Source organism: Cupriavidus phytohabitans, from assembly GCF_000426345.1.
Classification (GTDB): Bacteria; Pseudomonadota; Gammaproteobacteria; order Burkholderiales; family Burkholderiaceae; genus Cupriavidus.
The window spans coordinates 91,127-113,099 of record NZ_AUFE01000002.1 but is presented as its reverse complement, the minus strand read 5'-3'; the positions used below and the strand labels follow the sequence as shown (position 1 = coordinate 113,099).

The 21,973-nt window shown below is 66.8% G+C and carries 23 protein-coding genes; 7 read left to right on the top strand and 16 right to left on the bottom strand.

Going from position 1 to position 21,973, the window contains the following annotated elements; translation table 11 throughout:
- Positions 1 to 18: 18 nt before the first annotated feature.
- Positions 19 to 1,389, top strand: coding sequence for an MFS transporter (locus K309_RS0102195; RefSeq protein WP_029044885.1), 1,371 nt, complete (start codon positions 19 to 21; stop codon positions 1,387 to 1,389).
- A gap of 121 nt (positions 1,390 to 1,510) precedes the next feature.
- Here the strand turns inward: K309_RS0102195 and ycaC are convergent, their stop codons facing one another.
- A complete protein-coding gene (gene ycaC, locus K309_RS0102190; protein WP_029044884.1) occupies positions 1,511 to 2,137 on the bottom strand; it encodes an isochorismate family cysteine hydrolase YcaC in 627 nt (208 codons plus the stop codon).
- Between the two features lie 85 nt (positions 2,138 to 2,222).
- The gene (locus K309_RS0102185; RefSeq protein ID WP_029044883.1) at positions 2,223 to 2,900 is read right to left on the bottom strand and encodes an isochorismatase family protein; all 678 of its coding nucleotides are present in this window, start codon (positions 2,898 to 2,900) and stop codon (positions 2,223 to 2,225) included.
- 157 nt (positions 2,901 to 3,057) lie between these two features.
- On the opposite strand from K309_RS0102185, the gene K309_RS0102180 reads away from it, so the two are divergent.
- From K309_RS0102180 to K309_RS0102165, 4 genes are all read left to right on the top strand, one after another.
- On the top strand, positions 3,058 to 3,966 hold the full coding sequence (locus K309_RS0102180; RefSeq protein WP_029044882.1) for a LysR family transcriptional regulator: 909 nt from the start codon (positions 3,058 to 3,060) through the stop codon (positions 3,964 to 3,966).
- A 418-nt stretch (positions 3,967 to 4,384) separates the two neighbouring features.
- Entirely contained in the window at positions 4,385 to 4,645 is a 261-nt protein-coding gene (locus K309_RS0102175; protein WP_232232299.1) for an isochorismatase, read from the top strand.
- Positions 4,646 to 4,717: 72 nt separating this feature from the next.
- Complete coding sequence (gene infA / locus K309_RS0102170; RefSeq protein ID WP_008646230.1) at positions 4,718 to 4,939, top strand: translation initiation factor IF-1; 222 nt, start codon at positions 4,718 to 4,720, stop codon at positions 4,937 to 4,939.
- 82 nt (positions 4,940 to 5,021) lie between these two features.
- On the top strand, positions 5,022 to 5,276 hold the full coding sequence (locus K309_RS0102165; RefSeq protein ID WP_029044880.1) for a hypothetical protein: 255 nt from the start codon (positions 5,022 to 5,024) through the stop codon (positions 5,274 to 5,276).
- Between the two features lie 47 nt (positions 5,277 to 5,323).
- On the opposite strand, the gene K309_RS0102160 is transcribed toward K309_RS0102165, so the two are convergent.
- The 3 genes from K309_RS0102160 to K309_RS0102150 form a co-directional block, all read right to left on the bottom strand.
- Positions 5,324 to 5,698: a hypothetical protein gene (locus tag K309_RS0102160; protein ID WP_029044879.1), complete on the bottom strand. Its 375-nt coding sequence runs from the start codon at positions 5,696 to 5,698 to the stop codon at positions 5,324 to 5,326.
- 85 nt (positions 5,699 to 5,783) lie between these two features.
- Positions 5,784 to 6,071 carry a hypothetical protein gene (locus tag K309_RS0102155; RefSeq protein WP_029044878.1) on the bottom strand — a complete coding sequence of 96 codons (288 nt, stop codon included), beginning with the start codon at positions 6,069 to 6,071 and terminating at the stop codon, positions 5,784 to 5,786.
- A 371-nt stretch (positions 6,072 to 6,442) separates the two neighbouring features.
- Positions 6,443 to 7,438 carry a tripartite tricarboxylate transporter substrate binding protein gene (locus K309_RS0102150; protein ID WP_029044877.1) on the bottom strand — a complete coding sequence of 332 codons (996 nt, stop codon included), beginning with the start codon at positions 7,436 to 7,438 and terminating at the stop codon, positions 6,443 to 6,445.
- Positions 7,439 to 7,683: 245 nt separating this feature from the next.
- Here K309_RS0102150 and K309_RS35790 point away from each other — a divergent pair, with 245 nt between their 5' ends.
- Complete coding sequence (locus K309_RS35790; RefSeq protein WP_084402333.1) at positions 7,684 to 8,646, top strand: LysR family transcriptional regulator; 963 nt, start codon at positions 7,684 to 7,686, stop codon at positions 8,644 to 8,646.
- Between the two features lie 80 nt (positions 8,647 to 8,726).
- Here K309_RS35790 and K309_RS0102140 read toward each other — a convergent pair whose 3' ends face one another.
- The 10 genes from K309_RS0102140 to K309_RS0102095 all read right to left on the bottom strand — a co-directional run bounded on the left by K309_RS0102140 (position 8,727) and on the right by K309_RS0102095 (position 18,594).
- Positions 8,727 to 9,590 carry an alpha/beta fold hydrolase gene (locus tag K309_RS0102140; RefSeq protein ID WP_029044876.1) on the bottom strand — a complete coding sequence of 288 codons (864 nt, stop codon included), beginning with the start codon at positions 9,588 to 9,590 and terminating at the stop codon, positions 8,727 to 8,729.
- 180 nt (positions 9,591 to 9,770) lie between these two features.
- Complete coding sequence (gene mdcH / locus K309_RS0102135; protein ID WP_029044875.1) at positions 9,771 to 10,703, bottom strand: malonate decarboxylase subunit epsilon; 933 nt, start codon at positions 10,701 to 10,703, stop codon at positions 9,771 to 9,773.
- A complete protein-coding gene (locus tag K309_RS0102130; protein ID WP_035876581.1) occupies positions 10,691 to 11,347 on the bottom strand; it encodes a malonate decarboxylase holo-ACP synthase in 657 nt (218 codons plus the stop codon). Before K309_RS0102130 ends, mdcH begins: the two co-directional genes overlap by 13 nt.
- Positions 11,335 to 12,171: a biotin-independent malonate decarboxylase subunit gamma gene (gene mdcE / locus K309_RS0102125; RefSeq protein WP_029044873.1), complete on the bottom strand. Its 837-nt coding sequence runs from the start codon at positions 12,169 to 12,171 to the stop codon at positions 11,335 to 11,337. Before mdcE ends, K309_RS0102130 begins: the two co-directional genes overlap by 13 nt.
- On the bottom strand, positions 12,168 to 13,019 hold the full coding sequence (locus tag K309_RS0102120; protein WP_029044872.1) for a biotin-independent malonate decarboxylase subunit beta: 852 nt from the start codon (positions 13,017 to 13,019) through the stop codon (positions 12,168 to 12,170). The genes mdcE and K309_RS0102120 overlap by 4 nt, the downstream gene beginning before the upstream one ends.
- Complete coding sequence (locus K309_RS0102115) at positions 13,016 to 13,333, bottom strand: malonate decarboxylase subunit delta (RefSeq protein ID WP_029044871.1); 318 nt, start codon at positions 13,331 to 13,333, stop codon at positions 13,016 to 13,018. Before K309_RS0102115 ends, K309_RS0102120 begins: the two co-directional genes overlap by 4 nt.
- A complete protein-coding gene (locus tag K309_RS35785) occupies positions 13,333 to 14,271 on the bottom strand; it encodes a triphosphoribosyl-dephospho-CoA synthase (RefSeq protein ID WP_084402332.1) in 939 nt (312 codons plus the stop codon). The genes K309_RS0102115 and K309_RS35785 overlap by 1 nt, the downstream gene beginning before the upstream one ends.
- Positions 14,271 to 15,929 carry a malonate decarboxylase subunit alpha gene (mdcA, locus tag K309_RS0102105; RefSeq protein ID WP_029044870.1) on the bottom strand — a complete coding sequence of 553 codons (1,659 nt, stop codon included), beginning with the start codon at positions 15,927 to 15,929 and terminating at the stop codon, positions 14,271 to 14,273. The genes K309_RS35785 and mdcA overlap by 1 nt, the downstream gene beginning before the upstream one ends.
- A 136-nt stretch (positions 15,930 to 16,065) precedes the next feature.
- Complete coding sequence (locus K309_RS0102100) at positions 16,066 to 16,983, bottom strand: LysR family transcriptional regulator (protein WP_029044869.1); 918 nt, start codon at positions 16,981 to 16,983, stop codon at positions 16,066 to 16,068.
- Positions 16,984 to 17,163: 180 nt separating this feature from the next.
- On the bottom strand, positions 17,164 to 18,594 hold the full coding sequence (locus K309_RS0102095; protein ID WP_029044868.1) for an SLC13 family permease: 1,431 nt from the start codon (positions 18,592 to 18,594) through the stop codon (positions 17,164 to 17,166).
- 519 nt (positions 18,595 to 19,113) lie between these two features.
- On the opposite strand from K309_RS0102095, the gene K309_RS0102090 reads away from it, so the two are divergent.
- Entirely contained in the window at positions 19,114 to 19,332 is a 219-nt protein-coding gene (locus K309_RS0102090; RefSeq protein ID WP_029044867.1) for a hypothetical protein, read from the top strand.
- A 77-nt stretch (positions 19,333 to 19,409) separates the two neighbouring features.
- Here the strand turns inward: K309_RS0102090 and K309_RS0102085 are convergent, their stop codons facing one another.
- Positions 19,410 to 21,647, bottom strand: coding sequence for an NADP-dependent isocitrate dehydrogenase (locus tag K309_RS0102085; protein WP_029044866.1), 2,238 nt, complete (start codon positions 21,645 to 21,647; stop codon positions 19,410 to 19,412).
- Positions 21,648 to 21,973: the final 326 nt, after the last annotated feature.

Genomic DNA, 21,973 nt, shown 5'->3' with positions numbered 1-21,973 from the left:
ACCATACCGGAGACAACCATGCGTCAGATCGATGTCCACCAGCTGGCCGACGAGGCCCGCTTCAACCGCTTCCATGCGCAGATCCTGTTCTGGTGCGCGCTGATCATCATCTTCGACGGCTATGACCTCGCGGTCGCCGGCATCGCACTGCCGTCGATCATGAAGCAGATGGGCGTTACCGCCACCAGCGCCGGCTTCATGGTCAGCTCGGCCCTGTTCGGCATGATGTTCGGCGCGATCTTCCTCGGCACCGTGGCCGACCGCATCGGTCGCCGGCGCGCCATCGCCATCTGCATCGGGCTGTTCAGCGTGTTCACCGCGGCCGCGGGCTTTGCCAGCGATCCGGTCACGTTCAGCGTCACGCGCTTCCTGGCAGGGCTGGGCATCGGCGGCGTGATGCCCAACGTGGTGGCGCAGATGACAGAGTACTCGCCGCGCAAGCTGCGCGGCACGCTGGTGACGCTGATGTTCAGCGGCTACTCGGTCGGCGGCATGCTGGCCGCGCTGCTGGGCAAGGGCCTGATCGAGAGCTACGGCTGGCAGTCGGTGTTCCTGGCCGCCGGGCTGCCGGTGCTGCTGGTCCCGCTGGTGCTGCGCGCGCTGCCGGAATCGATGCCCTACCTGATCCGCACCGGGCAGACCGCCACGCTGCAGGCCGTGGTATCGCGGCTGGTGCCGTCGCACCGACCGCAGCCGGGCGACGCCTTCGTCCTGCCCGCCGACGAGAGGGACGGCAAGACGGCCGGCGGCGCCCCGATCCGCCGCCTGTTCCAGGACGGCCGTGGCTTCAGCACGGCAATGTTCTGGGTCGCGTTCTTCATGTGCCTGTTCATGGTGTATGCGCTCAGCTCGTGGCTGACCAAGCTCATGGCCGCCGCCGGCTACAGCCTGGGTTCCGCGCTGACCTTCGTGCTGGTGCTGAACTTCGGCGCGATGATCGGCGCCGTCGGCGGCGGCTGGCTGGCCGACCGCCTGCCGATCAAGCATGTGCTGATCGGCATGTATGCGCTGGCCGCGATCTCGATCACGCTGCTGGGCTACCCGATGCCGACCGCCGCGCTGTTCGTGGTGGTGGGGCTGGCCGGTGCCTCGACCATCGGCACGCAGATCGTCACTTATGCCTACGCCGGCCAGTTCTACCCGATGGCGGTGCGCGGCACCGGCATCGGCTGGGCCTCGGGCGTAGGCCGCAGCGGCGCGATCCTGGCGCCAATCGTGATCGGCGTGCTGGTGGGGATGTCGCTGCCGCTGCAGCAGAACTTCATGGCGATGGCGATCCCGGCGGTGATCGCGGTGCTGGCGGTGTCGCTGATCAACCACCGCCGGTCGGCCTCGGCGCATGACGAGGTTGAGCGAGCGGCTGTGGGCGCCGCGGTGAAGCAGGCTTGAGCTTGACCTCGCTCGTCGGCATGGCCGCGGCCCGCCCTCTCCCCCTGCCCCTCTCCCGCAAGCGGGGGAGGGGCGCAACCCGAGGAGTGCAAACCGCCGGCACGCCTGCCGGCATTGCCGATTATTTCCCGCCCTTCACCGTCGTATATGCGGTGATCAGGTTGCGGTAATCCGGGATATGGTTCGAGAACAGCGTTCCCAGCCCTTCGATATCGTTGCGCCAGTCGCGGTGCAGCTCGCATGCCACGCCGAACCACGTCATCAGCTGCGCGCCGGCCTCTGACATGCGGCGCCACGCGGAATCGCGCGTGATCTCATTGAAGGTGCCGGAAGCATCGGTCACGACAAAGACCTCGAAGCCTTCCTCGATCGCCGACAGCGCAGGGAATGCCACGCAGACTTCGGTGACCACGCCCGCGATCAGCAACTGCTTCTTGCCGGTGGCGCGCACCGCCGCAACAAAGTCTTCGTTATCCCAGGCATTGATCTGGCCCGGCCGCGGGATAAACGGCGCGTCGGGGAACATCTGCTTCAGCTCGGGGACGAGCGGACCGTTGGGGCCGTCTTCGAAGCTGGTGGTCAGGATGGTCGGCAGCTTGAAATACTTGGCCAGGTCGGCCAATGCCAGCACGTTGTTCTTGAACTTGTCGGGTTCGATATCCCGGACCAGCGACAGCAGGCCGGCCTGGTGATCGACCATCAGGACGGCTGCCTGGCTCTTGTCCAGGCGCTTGTAGGCCTTGCTCATGGCGTGCTCCTGTGAAAACGGGCACGGCCGGAGGATTACTCACCGGTCGTTCCCGTGGATAAAAACCTTTCCTGTGCAGATAACGTCAGCGTTGGGAGTCCAGCACCTCGTGCTTCTTCTCGACGTCCTGCGCCTTCATGTAGCTCTCGATCAGCAACTGGTAGGCGGGGAAAATCCTGGTATAGACCTCGGCCCATTGCTGCGCGTCCGGGCGGTTCCAGCTCTGCTGCAGCTCGGAGGCGACCGCGGCCGTGTCCATCGGCACCACGCCGGCCTGGACGATGCGCGCGAGCGTGATTTCCTGCGCCATCTTTGAGTAGGTGCCGGAGGCATCGACCACCGCGAACACCTTGTAGCCATCGGCGACCGCGCTGATCGAAGGGAACGCCATGCAGACGCTGGTGATGGTGCCGGCGATGATCAGCGTCTTCTTGCCGGTTTCCTTCACCGCGGCAACGAAGTCGGGGTTGTCCCACGCGTTGATCTCACCCTTGCGCGCGACATATCTGGCATGCGGGGCGTTCTCGTGGATCTCGGGGATCAGCGGGCCGTTGGGACCCTGCGGCACCGAGGCCGTGGTGATCACGGGCAGCTTGCACAGCGTTGCCATCCTGGCCAGCGCGGCGGCGCGCAGGCGCAGTTCGGGCATCGGCATGTCGCCCACGGTCTGGAACAGGCCGCTCTGGTGGTCGATCAGCAGCATGGCCGTATCGGCGGGATCGATTGCGGGGCGCTTGCCGTTGAAATTGGCGGGGGTGGTCATCTCCCTTTCTCCTTGCACAGTGGACTGGAATACGGTGGCCGTAGCGCCGACGCCGTGGAACCAACCGTGTGGCAAAAGCATAGGTCTTGGCAGATGGCCCCGGTAGGCTCGAAAATCTGCCCTCAGCGTCCTACTGGCAGGACGACAGGAGCCGCCGTTGCATCCAGACCTCAACGACCTGTATTACTTCGCGCAGGTAGTCGACCACCAGGGCTTCGCGCCGGCGGGGCGCGTGCTCGGCATCCCCAAGTCCAAGCTGAGCCGGCGCGTGGCCATGCTGGAAGAACGGCTGGGCGTGCGCCTTATCCAGCGCTCGACGCGGCGCTTTTCCGTCACTGAACTCGGCCAGACCTACTACGCGCACTGCAAGGCGATGCTGGTCGAAGCGGAGGCCGCCGAGAGCGTGATCGAGCGCACCCGCGCCGAACCCAGCGGCCTGGTGCGCATGACTTGCCCCGTGGCGCTGCTGCATACCCGCGTGGGCGAAATGATTTCGGATTTCATGGCCGCCAACCCGAAGGTCACGGTGCACCTGGAAGCCACCAACCGCCGCGTGGACGTGGTCGCCGAAGGCATGGACCTGGCTATCCGCGTGCGCGTGCCGCCGCTGGAAGACAGCGACCTGGTGATGCGCGTGCTGGCCGAGCGTGCGTGGTGCATCGTGGCCAGCCCCAGGCTGGTGGAGGGCCTGCCCCGGCTGTCGACGCCGGCCGACCTGAACCCGCTGCCGACGCTGGACCTGGGCCCGCCGCGTCCCACGCATGTGTGGGCGCTGCACGGCCCCGAAGGCGCCAGCGCCGAACTGCACCACAAGCCCCGGCTGGTCACCGACGACATGATCATGCTGCGCGCCGCCGCGGTGGCCGGCGCCGGCCTGGTGCAACTGCCGGTGATGATGGTCAGCGACGAACTGCGCGACGGCCGCCTGGTGAGGGTGCTGGCCGGCTGGTCGATCAAGGGCGGCGTGATCCACGCGGTGTTCCCGTCGCGGCGGGGACTGCTTCCGTCAGTGCGGGAGCTGATCAATTTCCTGTCGCAGCGCTTCGCGCAGATCAGCGAAACCTGAGCGCCTGATGCGGCCTCCACGGGGTGGCCTTGCCCGCACGCAGGCAGGCCCGGCGCAGAAGTGGTATCATTCGCTTTCTTACGCATGGATCGGGCCACGCCCGACGCCAGTGCGCCCGCCGCAAGACAATCCCACAAGAAGCATATCGGCGGCGGCCCGGGCTTGATCCCGGAGTTCCCTGGGCGGCATCGCCCATCACCCTACCCGACCGGCGGCACGTCCGCTCCGCAACCACTGCGCCCCTTGTAGCGCACCGGTTTGCGCAGGCATGGTCCACTTCCCGCCAGATTCCCCGCTTGCGCCGAACGCGAGCCCCGACGCTGGCCTACAGCAACGGCGAACGGTCGCCATCCCGCGCTACCTGCATCGCACCGATGCATCGCGCCGCCCGCGGCCGCGCCTCATGAACAGGCACACATTGAAGCAAAGCAACCACAACCATCATCAACGCCAGGGCAGCAGCCACATCCACAACCCTTATACCGTTTCGGTCTACCCGATCCAGCAGGAACCCGGCCTCTGGTTCGCGACCTACATGATCGCCGAATACCGCAACGGGGCGGAGCGCATCGTCGCCAACGTGGCCATGCGCCACGACACGCACCATTCGGAAGCCAGCGCGCGCCGGTCAGCCCGCTGTGCCGGCGAGCGCGCCGCGGCGCGGCTGTGCCTGCAGTAACGCCTATTCCCCGGCCGCAGGGCCGTCACAACAGCGTGCGCCGTGCCGGCGCCGCTTACGCAAGGAGCCTCCTTGGCTAAAGAAGAACTGGTGGAATTTGGCGGCAAGGTATCGGAAGTGCTGCCGGACAACCGTTTCCGCGTGATTTTGGAAAACGGGTTCGAGGTCTGGGCTTATTCGTCCGGCCGCCTGAAGAAAAACCGCATCCGCGTGCTGGCGGGCGACCGCGTCACGCTGGAAATGTCGCCATACGACCTGACCAAGGGACGTATCAACTATCGACACAAGTCGTAGCCGGGATGCTTCGCCACGACATGCGCCACAGCGGCCCATGTCGTTCCCCAATGATCCATCTCACCGCAAAGGAGAACCGACCATGTCGACCATCGAAGAATGGGAATCGCTGCACCTGACGCCGGACGGCTGGCAGGCAGGCACCTACCGGCATACCCCGTGGCAGGAGGTACGGATCGAGCCGCCGGCAGCCGGCGTGCTGACCGTAAGGCGCCACGTCACGGCCACCTATTGCGGCCCGTCGCGCGCCGTTGAAGACCGTACCCCGGAAATCACCGATATGGCACTGATCGAAGCACTGCTGGAGCGCCACGGCGCCCCGGTGTTCAAGATCTGACCGAAACAGTCCTGCCGCGTGCCGGCACCAGCGGCCTGGGCGCCGCCTCAGCCCACCACGCGCACATGCGGCCGTCCCGTCCGGACGCCGCTGCCGACCGGCCTCAGTTCGCCGTCCCACGGCGCTGCGCCGAGGTCCAGCACATAGTCGCCCTCGCGCGCCTTGTCATGCAGATGATCGCGCACCACCTGGCCGATGGCCAGGCGGCACAGCGCTTCGCCGCTGGCGGCAAGCTGGCCCTCCAACGTATCGGCTTCGGCCAGCACGGCGAATGCGCGCCGCCCGGCCCCGACAAAGCTGGTGAAGAGCACGCCGGTGGGCCGCTGCGCATCGACGAAGCAGACCGCGACGTGGTAGGTGATGCCCTTGCCCTCGCCGGGCAACGTGCACAGAAAACCGGATGATCCCGAACGCATGTCCATGAACGAGTTTCCTGGCGGCTGACGGATGCTGCAGCGCCCGCTGGCGCCAGGCGGCATCGTGCCGCGTTGATGGGGAGGAGTATTCCTATTGCGCCATGACCAGCGACACCCCCGGCACCGTGCCGTTGATGATGTCCTCGGCATAGCGCAGTGCGCCGCGGCGCGCGCCGCCAACGTTGTCCCAGGGCGTGGCATCCAGGCGGAACGTGCGTGCCTGCGCGCTTTCAGGCGATTCCCCGGCCAGGCAGATCACCACGGCGGCATCGAACGAGCGGTCGGGCCGGGGCTCCGGCCACACCCGCGCAACCGCATGCTTGTACACCAGGGGATAGAGGTCATATCCCTTGTAGGTTGCAGCTGGATAAACATCCATGACGGCCTCCGCGGTTGGTGGTGTTGCCCTCACTCTACGCCAGTTGCGGCGCCAGCAGTGGCTTTATTTCTGTCCTGTCGGACTTCTCCACCGACGACACTCCGGGCGAAAGGCCAGTCGTAGCGCGACCCAGCGCTGGCGCGGCGCGGCGCGGCGCGGCCTGAGCCTGCCGGAAGGCGCTACGGTCGACCATGTCGGGCAGATCCGGCGAGGGACGCCGTAAAGGTCGACTGCCACGCGCTGCTCGACCCGCTGCAAGAATGCAGCGGCGGGTTGGAAGGACTGGAACGGGCGCTGCCGCACGAAGCGGTCGAGCGCTCGAATGGCAACCTCTGCGCTGCCGCCCGGCTGCTGGGCCTGACGCGCGCAGATCAGTCGGCGCGGATCCCGCGCTGGCGGATCAGCGCACCCCACTTCTCCGTTTCCTTGGCCAGATGGTCGCGCAATACAGCCGGCGAGCTTCCGATCGGCTCGGCGCCAATCTGCGTCAGGCGCTTTTGCACCGCAGGCTTTCGCAGGGCCTCGAGCATTGCTCCGTTCAGCTTGTCAATCACTGGCTGCGGCGTCTTCGCCGGCACGAAGGCGGCGAACCAGGGCGACAGTTCGTAGCCCGGCAGCCCGGCCTCGGCCACAGTGGGAACATTGGGGAGCGCGCTGGAGCGCCTGGCAGTGGTGACGGCTATCGGTGTCAGCTTGCCGGATTCAATCTGGGGCTTGGCCGACGTGATGCTGTCGAACATATAGTCCACCTGTCCGCCCAGAAGGTCGGACATGGCCGGTCCGCTGCCCTTGTAGGGAATGTGCAGCATGTCGACGTGGGCCATCGACGTGAACAGCTCGGCCGCGAGGTGAATCGAGGTGCCGTTGCCGGCGGACGCGTAGGTATACTTTCCCGGTGCCGCCCTGGCATGGGCAATCACGTCCTTGACCGTGGCCTCCTGCCGGCGCGACTTGTTGGCGACCAGCACATTGGGCACCACGGCCAGCAGCGACACCGGCGCGAAATCCTTGACCGGGTCATACGACAGCTTGCCGTACAGCGCCGGGTTCACCGCCATGCCGTTGGCTACGATGATCAGCGTATAGCCGTCGGCCGGCGCGCGCGCCACCAGCTCGGTGCCGATATTGCCGCCCGCCCCGGGGCGGTTCTCGACTACGATCGACTGGCCGAGCGTGCGCGACATGTCTTCTCCGAGCGTGCGCGCGATATTGTCCATTGCCCCGCCCGCGGGGAACGGCACGATCCAGCGGATCGGGTGGTCGGGGTATGCTGCCTGCGCGGCGGGCGCCGCAATCGAAAGGCTTGCCGCCAGGGCAAGCGTGCCTGCGCGGCCGGTACGGGCCAGCCGCTGAAACAACTTATTCATGGTCTCCTCACTGGGTTCCCGCGCCTGGTCGGCTTGTACTTGCCGCGCGCTCCGCGGATCGATGACGGAGCTTCGCAAGGCGCGGTCTCGGCGGTAGTCGGCCGGCTTGTCCTCCTCCGGCGACAGCCCTTGGGGCCCGGGCCTTGCGGCAGGTGCAGGCTGAAGATGGCCAGGCAAGTATGGCGCTTGACTAAGTCCGCGTCCAAGACCGATGATGTCGCAATTGATACCTTAAAGGTATTGGAATGGAACTTCGACACCTACGCTACTTCCAGGTCGTGGCCGAGGAACTCAACGTCACGCGCGCGGCTGAGCGGCTGCATATGGCGCAGCCACCGCTTTCCCGTCAGATCCGCCAGCTCGAAGACGAAGTCGGCGTGGCATTGTTCGACCGCGTAGGCCGCGGCATTCGCCTGACCGAGGCCGGGCGTTTCCTGCTGGAACAGAGCAAACAGCTGACGCTGAGACTGGAAGAGGTCATTGGGACGACGCGGCGCATCGGACAGCAGGACAAGCGCTGGTTCGGCATCGGCTTTGTACCTTCGGTGCTGTACGGCGTTCTACCCGAACTGATCCGCGAGCTGCGTGAGTCCGAGCAGCAGGTGGAAGTCGGTCTGGCCGAGATGATTACCATCGAGCAGGTCGAGGCGCTCAAGTCAGGCCGTATCGACCTGGGCTTCGGCCGCATCGCGCTCAACGATCCGGCCATCCGGCAGCAGCAGGTCATGTCGGAGCCGCTGGTGGCGGCGGTGCCCGCGTGTGACCCGATACCCGATATCGCCCAGCTGACGCCCCAAGAGTTGGCCACGCGATCCTTCATCCTCTATCCGGCTCGGCCGCGGCCGAGCTACGCTGACCACCTGCTGTCGCTATTCAGTGCGCACGGGATACAGTTGCGCGTGGCCCAGGAGGCCAACGAACTGCAGACCGCGCTGGGCCTGGTGGCCGCCGGGGTGGGCATCACCCTGGTGCCCGCCTCAATCCAGCGGCTGCATCGCGATGATGTTCGCTATTGCCCGATCGATGCACCCGGTTTCGTCTCACCAGTCATCATGAGCTACCGAGTCGGTGACCAGTCCCCGTTCTTGGCCTGGGCTGTGGAACAAGTGATGAGGCGCGCAGCGGAAGCGCGCGAAAGCAGGAATTCAGGTCACCCCGGGCACTCGCTGCGTCAGGAAGCGCGAAGGCGAAGCAAACGCGGTACCTGATTGAGCAAGCCGGACGGTTTGCCCCGCAAGAGGCCCCCGTGGGCGAAAGAAACCCACGCGCGCCGTGGGCACAAGGCCCCTCAGCCAGCCAACTCGGCAACCGCCCGATTGAACGCGCCTGGATTGGCAATATTCATGCCGTGAGAGGCTCCGGCAATTGTCTGACGCTCAGCGCGCCCGATCCATTCCTGAAGCTTCTCGACCGTGCTACGGAACATGCGCGGGCTCTTTTGCCCATCGATCAGCAACGTTCGACACTGGATTTCACGGGCGGCTTCGCGTGTGTAGGCGGGCAGCGGGTCACGCAGCTGCTTCGGCAGTGTGAGCGCATTATCGAGCGCCATCCTGCGGAAGCCCTGGGAACTCTTGCCCCAGAAACCAGGCATGGTTACCGAGTCTACAAACAGATTCAGCCCGGCATCGAATTCGCCTTGTTCAATCAGTTCTGCGGCCTTCGCTCTCAGCGCATGGACGGCCGGCGGCAATTTGCCGGCCTCTGCTTGCGGCGTTGCCTGCAGTGGGCCGCCTGGATCAGCGAGCGTGAGCGTCTTCACCAGATGAGGGTATTCACGCGCCAGATGAAACGCAATGCAACCGCCACGCGAGTGGCCGACCAGATGGACCGGCGCCAGGGCCAGCGCCTCGATGAACTCCGCAATCTCGGCGACGTGCGCCGCCCAGCTGAAGTCGCCGCGTCCGGACGCATTGGTTGCCGGCCAATAGTGGCCCAGGCTCGGAGCGAAGCAGTGGAAATCCTTCGATAGGGAAGCGAGCTGCGCGTCCCAATAGCGGTAGTCGCACAGCGACCCGTGCACGAATACCATTGGCTCCCCGCTCCCGGCTTCCACATATGGAACGGAGGTGCCGGAGGCAGTGGAAACAAAAGAGGGTTGTGGCCAGGCACCGGCAAGAGCCAGCGTAGTCAGGGGCGCTCGTGCATTCATGTTTAACTCCTTCCCCAGACTTTGCTGCACCGCAATCAAAAAGAAAATCGCATAATATTGATGGAATCGTTCAGATTTTCTGATAGCTCCACGCGTGAGAATGCGCGAGGGCACAGAGATGAAAGCCGTCGACGTCTAGCCATGATCTTTGCCGTGAGCCAGACGGCTGTTCGGCTTGTTTCAGCGGCACGCCTGTCTGCGCCGCAACGCCGCCACGATCGAGTCCAGCCGTGTCCGGTCACATGCCATCGGCATCCCGTCGACGAAGATTGGCTGGGCCAGGCGCGTCAGCACATCGCCAGGCGGCGCTTCCACCACCAGGCTGGCGCCATGGGCGTGAGCCAGCAGCATGGTTTCGTGCCAGCGCACCGGCGTGGCCATGTTCAGCGCCAGGTCGTCGGCGATCTGGCGGGGGTCGCGCAGCTCGCGCGCCTTGCTGGCGCTGAAATAGCGCTGGGAGGGTGCGGACAGCGTCACGCTCTGCATCGCTTCTTGCAGCGCATGCGCCGCCTCATCGAGCAGCGGGCAATGCGATGGCACATGGATGGCGACCGGCTTCGCCGCCTGCGCGCCGGCGGCCATTGCCAGCGCTGACACTTCCGCCATCGCGGCTTCGCTGCCGGCGATGACGATCTGTGTGGGGGCATTGAAGTTGGCCAGATATACCGGCCGTTGCGGCGAACAGACCTGCGCCACCAGCGGTGCGAGCCGGCCCCGGTCAAGCCCCAGGACGGCGGTCATGCCGTAGCCGCTGGGATAGGCCTGCGCCATCAGCTGCCCGCGCAAGCGCACCAGGCGCAAGGCATCGGCAAAGGTGAGCACGCCGGCGCTCACCGCAGCGGCATACGCGCCGATGGAGAGCCCGGCCACGGCGTCGGCGCGGGCGTCGTGCGCGGCCAGGCACCGCGCCATTGCCACGCCTGATGTCAGCAGGCACAGCTGCGTCCATACCGTGGATTGCAGGCGCCCGGGCGTATCCATCTCTGCCACCGGCAGCTGCAGGATCGCCTCCGCCTCGGCCAGCACCGCCGCCACTGCCGGGTCGGCTGGCAGGTCCTTCAGCATGCCGGGACGCTGCGTACCCTGGCCGGGAAACGTGATCAGGACCTGCATGGCGCCGCTTGCCAGGGATCGTCGCACAGGCGTGGGCCGTGGTCGGTCTTCAGCAGCACTCTGCCCCCGCCGCGCAGCCGCTCCAGCAGCGAGAAGCCGCCGTACGGGGTCGCAACCTGGATGTCGACGCGGGCCGGCGCGGTGCGCTGCAACTCGCCAAGCAGGTACAGATGGCCGGGCGGCAGCGGCCGGTCTGCCCTCACGATCAGGTCGAGGTCGCTGCCGGCGTGCAGCACGTTGCGCGCGCAGGCCAGCGTAAAGCCAGCGCTGCCGGTCACGCCCCAGCGGATGCCGCCGGCATCGAGCGGGTCGGCGATGGCCGCAAGCGCGCGGATGGCGGGCAATGCCGCCAGCTCCGGGCGCACGCGCCAGGCGCGTTGGGCGGCCAGGTCCATCGGCGTGACGAGCCTGCGGATCGCCGCCGGCGCGATCCACGTGCCGAAGCGCTCGGCGCGCGTGAGGCCCCGCAGGCCGACCGGGATCTCCCCCTGCCGGCGGCCGTCGCGCCGCACCACGAGCGGCGTGTCGCGCAAGGCCGGCAGCGAGACCCACGCCGGCAGTGCATCCCGCTCCAGGGCACTGGCCGGGTCGTCCAGCCAGACCAGGTCGTGCGGCGCGGGCGAGTAGAGGTTCAGGCTTGCCATTGCCGCGACAGGCACGCGCGAACCGCGGCCGACGCCTTCCGGTTGGTTCCGCCGCGGCGGCCTTGCAGGCCCTGCGTCGGGTCGCGCCGGATGTCGTCCAGCGCGGACAGGATGGTGTCGCGCGCCAGTTGCACATCGGCCGCCACCGGTGCGCTGGCCGAATTGACATCGATGAGCCGCCACAGGATACCCAGCGTGGCAAAGTTCCCGATGTCGTAGGCCATCGGCGGCACCGTCGACGCCAGCGCTTCCAGGTCCTCCACCGTGCGCATGGTGATGCGGGCGGCCGCTTCCTTGCCCATCGCATGCACCAGCACGCCCTGGTCATTGAGCGCGATGATGCGATTGGCCTGGTAGCCGTGCGCGAGGAAGGCGCCCGACATGGCGCGCCCGACGATCAGCGCGATCACCGGGTGCCCGGCCAGGCGTGCCTCGGCATACGCCGCCACCGCACCCGCCAGCGACTGGTGGATGCCCAATGCCTCTTCGCGCCGGCCATACGCCTGGCTGGGCGTGTCGACGATCGCCACGATGGCGCGCTTGACCGGTGCGGTGCGATCCGCCTCGATCGCCTCGCGCACCGCGCGTGCCAGCGACCAGCCCTCGAGCAGCCCGGCTTCGCCATGGCGCGCCCGCGGGAAGCGGCTGCCCGCATCGGGCACGAGCGCGATCCAGCGCACCGCGGTGCCGGCCAGTTCGCCGTCGGCCACCTGCACGGAATCCGGATAGCCCGGCTGGTGCGACGCCGTCGGCGCCAGCGCCTGCAGCCAGCGCGCGCCGCGGCTGGCTTCGCGCGCGGCGGCGGGATGAAGTGGTGCGTTCATGCGTCGGTCCCCCGTTGAAACAGCGCCTGCACCTGCGCGGGCGTGGGTTGGGCGCTGGCGTCGTACGCCTGCAGCGCGGCCAGGTATTGCGCATACTGCTCGCTGCGATGGCTGGCGGCCACCGGCTCGCGCAACAGCGCGGCGACCTGCGCGCGCATCGCGTCGCAGTCGTCATCGACGTACGCATCGGCGAACCCGGTGGCGACGCGCTGCGCGCCGCCGGTGAAGCTCCAGATCAAGGGCCGGTCGCGCGAGTCGTACTCGGCGATGCCCGCCTCCTGCTCGATCACGGCCGGGCCGTTCAGTCCCAACCGCGCTTCCTGCGTCATCACCAGCGCGCTGCACAGGCCGGCTGCGATCGACATGCCGCCAAAGCAGCCGACCTGCCCCGCGATCACGCCGACCACCGGCTGATACCGGCGCAAATCGACGATCGCGGCATGGATCTCGGCAATCGCGGCCAGGCCAAGGTTGGCCTCCTGCAGGCGCACGCCGCCGGTCTCCAGCAACAGCACCGCGCGCGTCGGTTCTCCCCGGCGGTTGTCTTCGGCGGCCAGTTCCAGCGCCCCCGCGATCTTGGCGCCGCCCACCTCGCCCATGCTGCCGCCCTGGAAGGCGCCTTCGATCGCCAGCACCACCACCGGCATCTGGCCGATGCGCCCCTTGGCCACCACCACGCCATCATCGCTCTGCGGCACCACGCCTTGCGGCGGCAGCCACGGCGACTGCAGGCCATCGAACGGGCCCGCCAGCTCGCGGAAGGTGCCCGGATCCAGCAATGCACGCGCGCGCTCGCGTGCGCCGAGTTCGATGAAGCTGTTGCGCGCCAGCAGTTCCGCCGTGTTCATGCGCCGTCTCCTTGTTGCGGATCTCCCAGCGCTTCAAAGGCTTCCGCCAGGCGCATGCCGACCACGCCCGGCGTCGCGCCGAAATCGTGGATGCGGATCTGCATCGATGCGCGCGGCTCGGCAGCGAAGACGCGCGAGAGCTGCGCATCCCAGACGCGGCCGTAGCCATTGACCGAGGTGGTGACCTCCACCGTGGTCTTGCCGCCCTGGCCCGGCTCGACCACTACCTCGAGGTCGCCCGACCCCACCACGCCGACCAGTACGCGTCCGGTGGCCGGCTGCCCCGCCGGGAATTCAAATCGCAGCTGTTCCATCAAAGTCCCCTGAAGTCGTTATCCGCGGCTGTCACGTCGGCCCGTGACAACCGGTCGAGGAAAATCGTCGCGGCCAGCAGGTCCGCCGCGCCGCCCGGCGAGGCCCGCCTGGCCAGCATGCCGGCGTCGAGGCTGCGCAGGTGGCGCCGCCCGGTCACCGTGCCCGCGCCGCCGGCCGACAGCACCGCCCTGGCGCCCGCCTGCATGTAGTCCAGTCCGTGCCGTCCCGCCCTGGCCAGCACGCAGGTATCGTCCAGCCCGCTCATCAGCGCGAGCAGCGCGTTCAGGCGGGCCGTCGATTCGGGTTCACCGCGCGCTCGGCTGCGCTGCAGCGCCGGCAGCGCCAGCCGCGTCACGTGCGGGAAGCCCGCTCGTGCCTGTGCCCGCGCGCCGCCGACACCGTAGGCGAGGCAGGCGAGTTCGCCCTTGTGGCCGGTAAGAACTGGCCGATGCCGGTCCGACAGTGAAGCGATGGCCCCGGCCATGGCGCTGATCGCCCCGGCACTGGCGCCCAGTCCCGCCGCGCTGGCGTGCGCGGCGGCTCCCACCAGCAGGCCGATGCACCAGATTGCACCGCGATGCGTGTTGACGCCGCCGGTGGCGGCCAGCATCACGGCCTCGGCCTCGCGGCCGAGCGCGCCCAGCCGTTCGCGCAGGCCATAGCCGAGGCGCGGCGCGTGCAGGCCGGCATCGGCCATGGCCGCGAACGACGGCCCCAGCGCATGCGCCGAGCGCAGCATCAGCGGCAAGGTCAGGTCGGCATGCGCCCCGCTGCCGCGGCTGTCGACCAGGCCGGGCTTGGGCGAGAGCCGCGCTTCTTCGGCGATGGCGCTGACGGCCAGTCCCGCCAGCGCCCGGGCATGGGCGGAGGCCGCAGGACGTTGCGGCAGCCCATACGGGGCCCGTGCTTGCAGGATCCTTGCGGTGGCGCCTGCCATTACCAGCTCCGGAAGCGCGCCGGCGGCTCGTACAGCCCGCCGGACCAGTCGACCAGGTCGGCCATGCTCTTGGCCGCCAGCAGGCTGCGCGTGGCCTGGCTGCGCTGCACGCCCAGGTCTTCCGGCAGCGCGATCAGGCCGTCGCTGCGCATCCGGCGCGTGGTGGCGGGATCGTGCTTCATGCCGATGGGCGTGACGCCAGCCACCGCGGCAATCATGCGGCGCCGCTCCTCCAGCGATTGCGCCTTGTACAGGTAGGCGATGCCCTCCTCGGTCAGCACGTGCGTGACGTCGTCGCCGTAGATCATCACCGGCGCCAGCGGCATGCCGCTTTCGCGCGCGACCTCGACCGCATCCATCGATTCGACGAAGGTCGGCTTGCCGCCGGCCTGGAAGGTCTCGACCATCTGCACCACCAGCTTGCGGCCACGCGCGAGCGGGTCGTCGGTCTCGATCAGGTCGAGCCAGGCCGGTGTCGGGTGGCGGCGCCCGCCCGGCTGGTGGCCCATATTGGGCGCGCCGCCAAACCCGGACAGCCGCCCGCGCGTCACCGTGGACGAATTGCCGTCGCCGTCGATCTGCAGCGTCGAGCCGATGAACAGATCCACCGCGTACTGGCCGGCAAGCTGGCAGAAGGCCCGGTTGGAACGCATCGAGCCGTCCGCGCCGGTAAAGAAGACGTCCGGCCGCGCGGCGACGTAGGCTTCCATGCCCAGTTCGCTGCCGAAGCTGTGCACGCTCTCGACCCAGCCGGTCTCGATCGCCGGGATCAGCGTCGGGTGCGGGTTGAGCGTCCAGTACTTGCAGATCTTGCCCTTCAGCCCGAGCGACTCGCCGTAGGTCGGCAGGATCAGCTCGATCGCCGCGGTGTTGAAGCCGATGCCATGGTTGAGCGACTGCACCTGGTGGCGCTCGTAGATGCCGCGGATCGCCATCATCGCCATCAGCACGTGGACCGGCTTGATCAGCCGCGGGTCGCGCGTGAACAGCGGTTCGCAGAAGAAGGGCTTGTCCGCCTGCACCACGTAGTCGATCCAGGAGCCCGGCACGTCGACGCGCGGCAGGCCCGCGGGATCGTCGACGATCTCGTTGACCTGTGCGATCACCAGCCCGTCGCGGAATGCCGCGGCCTCGACCAGCGCCGGGGTGTCTTCAGTGCTCGGGCCGGTGTAGAGGTTGCCCTGGCGATCGGCCTTGTAGCCGGCGATCAGCACCACATTGGGCACCAGGTCCACGTACAGCCGCGAATACAGCTCGATATAGGTATGGATCGCGCCCACTTCGAGCTGCCCGTCCTCCAGGAACTGCGAGATGCGGATGCTCTGCGCCCCCGCGTACGAAAAGTCCAGCTTGCGCGCGATGCCGCGCTCGAACAGGTCGAGGTGCTCGACCCGGCTGACGCTGGGAATGATCATGTGCAGCGCATTCACGCGCGCGGGATCGACCTGCGCCAGCGAGCGCGACAGGAAGTCAGCCTGCTTCTGGTTGTTGCCTTCCAGCACCACGCGGTCGCCGGACGCCAGCACGGCCTCCAGGAAGGCGACGATGTCGCTGGTCGGCACCACCTTGCCGTCGGCAATGGCTGCGGCGTTCTGCTTGCGGCGCGCCTTGGCTTCCCTGCGGGTGTCCCATTGGCGGCCCGTGCTGGTGTTGGTCATCGCGTCTCCGGCTGGCGTCTGTCTGATGGCTCCACCTTAAACAGGCGGCGTCCGGCAAACAATCACGCCGGGAAATGAACCGTTACGCTGGCCGGAAGCGTGACCAGGATGTGGGCAAAGGGGCGCGCGTAGCCCCTTACTGGTCAGCGTCGCGCATCGCCATGCGGCACGCCGCGGCCAGCGCCAGCAAGTTGGGATCGCGCTCGCGGCGGCGCAGGAAGTTCAGCGCGATGGTCTGCTTGATGTCGTATTCGCCGGCCAGCGGCACGAACGCCACATTGCGCGAATACACGCCTTTCACCCGGCCCGGCAGCAGCGTATAGCCGATGCCGCCGCCCACCAGGTTCATCAGCGAAAAGATATCGCCGACCTTCATCACCACATTCGGCGTGAATTCGGCAATGCGGAATGCCTCGACAAAGCCGCTGTAGGTGACGAAGCCCTCGCTCAGGCTGACGAACGGCTCGTCGCGGCAGGCGCGCAGGTCCACCGCGGGCATCGACGCATAGGGCGAATCGGCCGGCGCCGCAAAGAAGATATCGTCTTCAAACAGCGGGATCGACTCGATCTCCGGATCAGGCTCGGGCACCGCCATCAACGCGGCGTCGATCGAGCCCTGCTTGAGCTTGTGCAGCAGGTCCGCGTTCGATCCCAGCACCAGTTCGGTCTGCAGCTCGGGGCGCCGCAGCTTCAGGCCGATCACGATCCTGGGCACGGTCTGGACCGTCAGCGAGTAGAGCGACCCGATCTTGAGGTGGTCGGCCGAATAGCCGGCGGCCTCGCGCGTGGCGCGGATGCCGTCGGCCATGGCCTTTAGCACTTCCCTTGCCGTATCCGCCAGCACATGGGCGGCGTCGGTCGGGATCAGGTTGCGGCCCTCGTGGCGGAACAGCGCGCAACTGGTGCCCTCTTCCAGCGAATGCAGCGCACGGTGCACGCTGACCGTGCTGGTCTCCAGGATCTCGGCCGCCTTGGCCAGGTTGCCCGATTCCATGAACGCCAGCAGGGCTTCGAGCTTGCGGAAGGTGATCTCTTCGCCGATGCGGATTCTCATGGGCCGGGGGCAATGGTTGGGGACAGGCTCCTATCTTAGCCGCGGGACGGCCTGTGCGCACCGCTAACTGGACTGGCCAGGTTTTGCGGCGGCCCGCGCCGGCCGGGTGGCCTCCTGGGAGCGCATGACGGCTTCGAGCAGTTTCATGGCCAGGAGTCAGGTGACGGCAACAGGAAGCACTCAAAGCACGACGAAGACAAGCCAAACGACGACCGGTGCGATCACGGTGACCAGCGCGCCATAGATCATCAGCTTGCGGAAGAAGGCCTGCCGGTCCACGCCCTGCGCGTTCGCGAGCACCAGCGCGCCATTGGTCGAGAACGGACTGACGTCGACGATGGTCGAGGACACGGCCATCGCGGCGATAAAGCCGATTGCGCTGACATCCGGGCCTTGCTGCAGGAACGGCACGGCCAGCGGGATCAGTGAACCCAGCACGGCGGTCGACGAGGCGAACGCCGACACCACCGCGCCGACCAGGCACAGCAGCAGCGCGGCCATCAGTGGCGACGTCAGGCTGGCCACGCTGTGGCCGACAAAGTCAATGGTGCCCATCTTGTCCATCACGCCGACAAAGGTGCTGACGCCGACGATCAGCATGATTTCCGGCCACGACACCTGGCTCAGCGCACGTTTTTGCAGCTCCGGCGCCATCAGCGTGAGCAGCAGCGCGATGGTCAGCGAGACAAAGCCGATATCGAGCTTGAAATAGAGCGTCAGCACCGCCAGCGCGACCAGGCCCGCCACGGTCAGGTACTGGTAGAGGCCGGCCGGGGCCTCGCCGGCGCCCTCCGCTTCGCCGCCAAGCATCGAGGCGCGGTCGCGCGCCATCGTCTTCTGCTCCTCGATGCCGGCCTCGGCCTCCGCATCGCCATAGATCTGCGCCCCCTGTGCCGGCACCGACCGCGCACCGAACGGCGCACCGAACGGCGCGCCGAACGGCGCACCCATGGCCAGCACCTCACCGGCCACCGGTTGCGGCGCGGCCGCCGCCGGCGCCGATTGCCGCACCAGGCGCAGCCCGCCCAGTGCAACGAAGAGGCCGGCGGCCACGGCCAGGTTCACGCCCAGGCTCGCGAATGCCGTTGCCATCTCATTGAGCGGCAGCCCGGCCTTCTGCACGATCTTGTTGGTGATGCCGCCATAGATGCTGATCGGCGAAAAGCCGCCACCCTGCGCGCCGTGGATGACCATCAGGCCCATCAGCAACGGGTTGATGCCGTAGCGTGCGGCAAAACCCAGCGCGATCGGCGCGATGATGGCCACCGCCGCCGGACTGACCGCGCCAACTGACGTCAGCAGTGCCGCGATCATGAACATGATCCACGGAATGGCGGCGATCCTGCCGCCCACGGCACGCACTGCGAGCCGCACCAGCCAGTCGATGGTGCCGTTGTTCTGCGCCACGGCGAACAGGTAGGTAATGCCGACCAGCGTGAGGAACAGGTCGGCAGGAAAGCCGGCAAGAATCGCTTTGGCCGGCATGGCCGCAGCCAGGGTGCCGACCAGGAATGCACCGACAAAGGCGAGTGCGCCCATGTTGATCGGCAGGACCGTGGCGATGACAAACATCAGCCCGAGCGCTGAGATGGAAATGACGTGTGGCGACATAACGGCTCCGTCGCGGGTTGCGCGTCTGCGCACACCGCTTGGCAAGGAAGTCAGGGGAATCCGGCAGCGTGGTGCCCGGCCGGAGATTCGAATCTGCCGCTACGGCAACGTATGGAAGGGGTAGGCCATGAGTGTCTGTCTCCTTATTGGTGAGGCCGCGTGGGAGTCGGCACGGACCGGGTCCGAGGCGGCGCCTGTATCGACTTGTTGGTTTGGCTGAACGATATGGCGCCGAGGCGCAGCCATCAATTAAGCGGCCGAGCCGATCCTTACGGAAAGCGGAAGACAGGTAATCACGAAGCCACGAAGCGGTGGCGCCGGCAGAAGGGCGGGTGATCGGCCACGAACTGGCTTTTGACCTTACGGCAGGCGCAAGGCGAAGTGGTCCCCAGGCAACTTCCCGATCGCGGAAGCCTGCCAACCCGTTTCGCCACCAGGCGTCGTAGCGTACCCATAGCGCTGGTTGCGGTCCGCGTTGCCCACCCGTGCTACAGTGCCCCATCGAACGGACAAGACCGGATGACACTCTGCACTGCCTGCCAGGCCATCGAACGCCACCGGCGCGGCGCCCCCGGGCACGCCGCATTGCGCATTACCGATACGCGCCGCATCAAGCCGCCCGGTTCGGCGGCGGTGACCATCAGCACCTTTGTGTGCCAGGACTGCGGTGCGCAATGGACCTATCGCGACCAGAAAAGCGGCCCCGAGCAGGGTTGGGAAGTGCAGCAAGGCACTTAGCCGGACGCCAAAAATAAAAAACCCCGGGGACTCCCCGGGGTCTTGACAGCACCAGCCCGCATGCGGGCCGGCCCCTGTCAGGCTGCGACCGACGCCAGCGCGGCGTTCAGCGTCTGGCTCGGGCGCATTGCTGCGCTGAGCTTGGCCGCGTCCGGCTGGTAGTAGCCGCCGATGTCGACCGGCTTGCCTTGCACCGCAGCCAGCTCGGCCACGATGTTGTGCTCGTTGTCGGTCAGCGTCTTGGCCAGCGGCGCGAACTTGACGGCCAGTTCCGCGTCGTCCGACTGCGCGGCCAGTTCCTGGGCCCAGTACATCGCCAGGTAGAACTGGCTGCCACGGTTGTCCAGCTGGCCGGTCTTGGGCGACGGGCTCTTGTTGTTGTCGAGCAGCTTGCCGGTGGCGGCATCCAGCGTCTTCGCCAGGATCTTGGCGCGGGCATTGCCGGTCTTGATGCCGACGTCTTCCAGCGACACCGCCAGCGCCAGGAACTCGCCCAGCGAATCCCAGCGCAGGTGGTTCTCTTCCACCAGTTGCTTGACGTGCTTCGGAGCCGAACCGCCGGCGCCGGTTTCATACATGCCGCCGCCGGCCATCAGCGGAACGATCGACAGCATCTTGGCGCTGGTGCCCAGCTCCATGATCGGGAACAGGTCGGTCAGGTAGTCGCGCAGGATGTTGCCGGTCACCGAGATGGTGTCCAGGCCGCGGATCACGCGTTCCAGCGTGTAGCGCATGGCGCGCACCTGCGACATGATCTGGATGTCCAGGCCGGTGGTGTCGTAGTCCTTCAGGTACGTTTCCACCTTCTTGATCAGCTCGGCCTCGTGCGGACGGTACGGGTCCAGCCAGAACACGGCCGGCATGCCCGAGTTGCGGGCGCGCGTGACGGCCAGCTTGACCCAGTCACGGATCGGGGCGTCCTTGACCTGGCACATGCGCCAGATGTCGCCCTGCTCGACATTCTGCGTCAGCAGCACTTCATTGGTGGCCAGGTCGACGATGTTGGCCACGCCGTCTTCGGAGATCTCGAAGGTCTTGTCGTGCGAGCCGTATTCCTCGGCCTTCTGTGCCATCAGGCCGACGTTCGGCACCGTGCCCATGGTGGTCGGGTCGAAGTTGCCGTTGGTCTTGCAGAAGTTGATGATTTCCTGGTAGATCCGGGCAAAGGTGCTTTCCGGGATCACGGCCTTGGTGTCCTTCGGACGGCCGTCTGCGCCCCACATCTTGCCGCCGATGCGGATCATGGCCGGCATCGAGGCATCGACGATCACGTCGTTGGGAGCGTGCAGGTTCGAGATGCCCTTGGCCGAATCGACCATCGCCAGTTCCGGGCGGTGCTCGTGGCAGGCGTGCAGGTCGCGGATGATCTCTTCGCGCTTGGAGCTGGGCAGCGACTCGATCTTCTCGTACAGGTTGACCAGGCCGTTGTTGACGTTGACGCCCAGTTCGTCGAACAGTGCGCCGTGCTTGGCAAAGGCTTCCTTGTAGAAGATCTTGACGGCGTGGCCGAACACGATCGGGTGCGACACCTTCATCATGGTCGCCTTGACGTGCAGCGACAGCATCACGCCGGTCTTGCGCGCGTCCTCGAACTGCTCTTCATAGAAGTCGCACAGCGCCTTCTTGCTCATGAACATGCTGTCGATGATCTCGCCGTCCAGCAGCGAAACCTTGGGCTTGAGCACGATGGTCTTGCCGCTCTTGGTGACCAGCTCCATCTTGACGTCGCGGGCCTTGTCCAGCGTCAGCGACTTTTCACCGTGGTAGAAGTCGCCGTGCTTCATGTGGGCCACGTGCGTGCGCGAGGCCATGCTCCACTCGCCCATGCTGTGCGGGTGCTTGCGCGCGAAGTTCTTGACCGCGGCCGGGGCGCGGCGGTCGGAGTTGCCTTCGCGCAGGACCGGGTTCACGGCCGAGCCCAGGCACTTGGAATAGCGCTTCTGGATGGCCTTCTCTTCGTCGGTTTTGGGGTCTTCCGGATAGTCCGGCACCTTGTAGCCCTTGCCCTGCAGCTCGCGGATGGCGCTGACCAGCTGGTGCACCGAGGCGCTGATGTTGGGCAGCTTGATGATGTTGGTGTCCGGCAGTTGCGTCAGCTTGCCCAGCTCGGCCAGGTTGTCCGGCACGCGCTGCTCTTCGGTCAGGAATTCGGGGAACTCGCCCAGGATACGGCCGGCGACGGAGATGTCGCTGGTGGTGACGTTGATGCCGGCCGGCTTGGTGAAGGTCTGGATAATCGGGAGGAACGCACTGGTCGCCAGCAGCGGAGCTTCGTCGGTCAGCGTGTAGATGATGGTGGGTTGCTGGGTACTCATTGCTTCTCTCAGATCCTCTATCGGTGGGTGGGACTTCTGCCTGCCGGGTCACGGTCAGGGCAACAAACTAGGCGAAAGTTAGAATTTTGCCTCAGTTTGCTTTCAGTAGTCTGAAAACCAGCGCATTTTGCGCGGCAATCGGGCAGAAAATCTGGCCGGCGCCGGACCTGTGGCGCCTGCTTTCGCCCGTTGCACCCGAACGGTGCCGGACTGGCGCCTGATTTGGCATTTCGGGACAAGCCGCTGACCGCCAACGGGGCCTTTTGGTGCGGCAGACGGATCACAGAGTTGTCAAACTTGGCGCCGACAATGTCGGCTTTTGTCCT

Excerpts from the sequence above, each read along its gene's own strand:
- K309_RS0102195 (WP_029044885.1), top strand. The coding sequence starts at position 19 with ATGCGTCAGATCGATGTCCACCAGCTGGCCGACGAGGCCCGCTTCAAC.
- ycaC (WP_029044884.1), bottom strand. The coding sequence starts at position 2,137 with ATGAGCAAGGCCTACAAGCGCCTGGACAAGAGCCAGGCAGCCGTCCTG.
- K309_RS0102185 (WP_029044883.1), bottom strand. The coding sequence starts at position 2,900 with ATGACCACCCCCGCCAATTTCAACGGCAAGCGCCCCGCAATCGATCCC.
- K309_RS0102165 (WP_029044880.1), top strand. The coding sequence starts at position 5,022 with ATGTCGACCATCGAAGAATGGGAATCGCTGCACCTGACGCCGGACGGC.
- K309_RS0102160 (WP_029044879.1), bottom strand. The coding sequence starts at position 5,698 with ATGGACATGCGTTCGGGATCATCCGGTTTTCTGTGCACGTTGCCCGGC.
- K309_RS0102155 (WP_029044878.1), bottom strand. The coding sequence starts at position 6,071 with ATGGATGTTTATCCAGCTGCAACCTACAAGGGATATGACCTCTATCCC.
- K309_RS0102150 (WP_029044877.1), bottom strand. The coding sequence starts at position 7,438 with ATGAATAAGTTGTTTCAGCGGCTGGCCCGTACCGGCCGCGCAGGCACG.
- K309_RS35790 (WP_084402333.1), top strand. The coding sequence starts at position 7,684 with ATGGAACTTCGACACCTACGCTACTTCCAGGTCGTGGCCGAGGAACTC.
- K309_RS0102140 (WP_029044876.1), bottom strand. The coding sequence starts at position 9,590 with ATGAATGCACGAGCGCCCCTGACTACGCTGGCTCTTGCCGGTGCCTGG.
- mdcH (WP_029044875.1), bottom strand. The coding sequence starts at position 10,703 with ATGCAGGTCCTGATCACGTTTCCCGGCCAGGGTACGCAGCGTCCCGGC.
- K309_RS0102130 (WP_035876581.1), bottom strand. The coding sequence starts at position 11,347 with ATGGCAAGCCTGAACCTCTACTCGCCCGCGCCGCACGACCTGGTCTGG.
- mdcE (WP_029044873.1), bottom strand. The coding sequence starts at position 12,171 with ATGAACGCACCACTTCATCCCGCCGCCGCGCGCGAAGCCAGCCGCGGC.
- K309_RS0102120 (WP_029044872.1), bottom strand. The coding sequence starts at position 13,019 with ATGAACACGGCGGAACTGCTGGCGCGCAACAGCTTCATCGAACTCGGC.
- K309_RS0102115 (WP_029044871.1), bottom strand. The coding sequence starts at position 13,333 with ATGGAACAGCTGCGATTTGAATTCCCGGCGGGGCAGCCGGCCACCGGA.
- K309_RS35785 (WP_084402332.1), bottom strand. The coding sequence starts at position 14,271 with ATGGCAGGCGCCACCGCAAGGATCCTGCAAGCACGGGCCCCGTATGGG.
- mdcA (WP_029044870.1), bottom strand. The coding sequence starts at position 15,929 with ATGACCAACACCAGCACGGGCCGCCAATGGGACACCCGCAGGGAAGCC.
- K309_RS0102100 (WP_029044869.1), bottom strand. The coding sequence starts at position 16,983 with ATGAGAATCCGCATCGGCGAAGAGATCACCTTCCGCAAGCTCGAAGCC.
- K309_RS0102095 (WP_029044868.1), bottom strand. The coding sequence starts at position 18,594 with ATGTCGCCACACGTCATTTCCATCTCAGCGCTCGGGCTGATGTTTGTC.
- K309_RS0102090 (WP_029044867.1), top strand. The coding sequence starts at position 19,114 with ATGACACTCTGCACTGCCTGCCAGGCCATCGAACGCCACCGGCGCGGC.
- K309_RS0102085 (WP_029044866.1), bottom strand. The coding sequence starts at position 21,647 with ATGAGTACCCAGCAACCCACCATCATCTACACGCTGACCGACGAAGCT.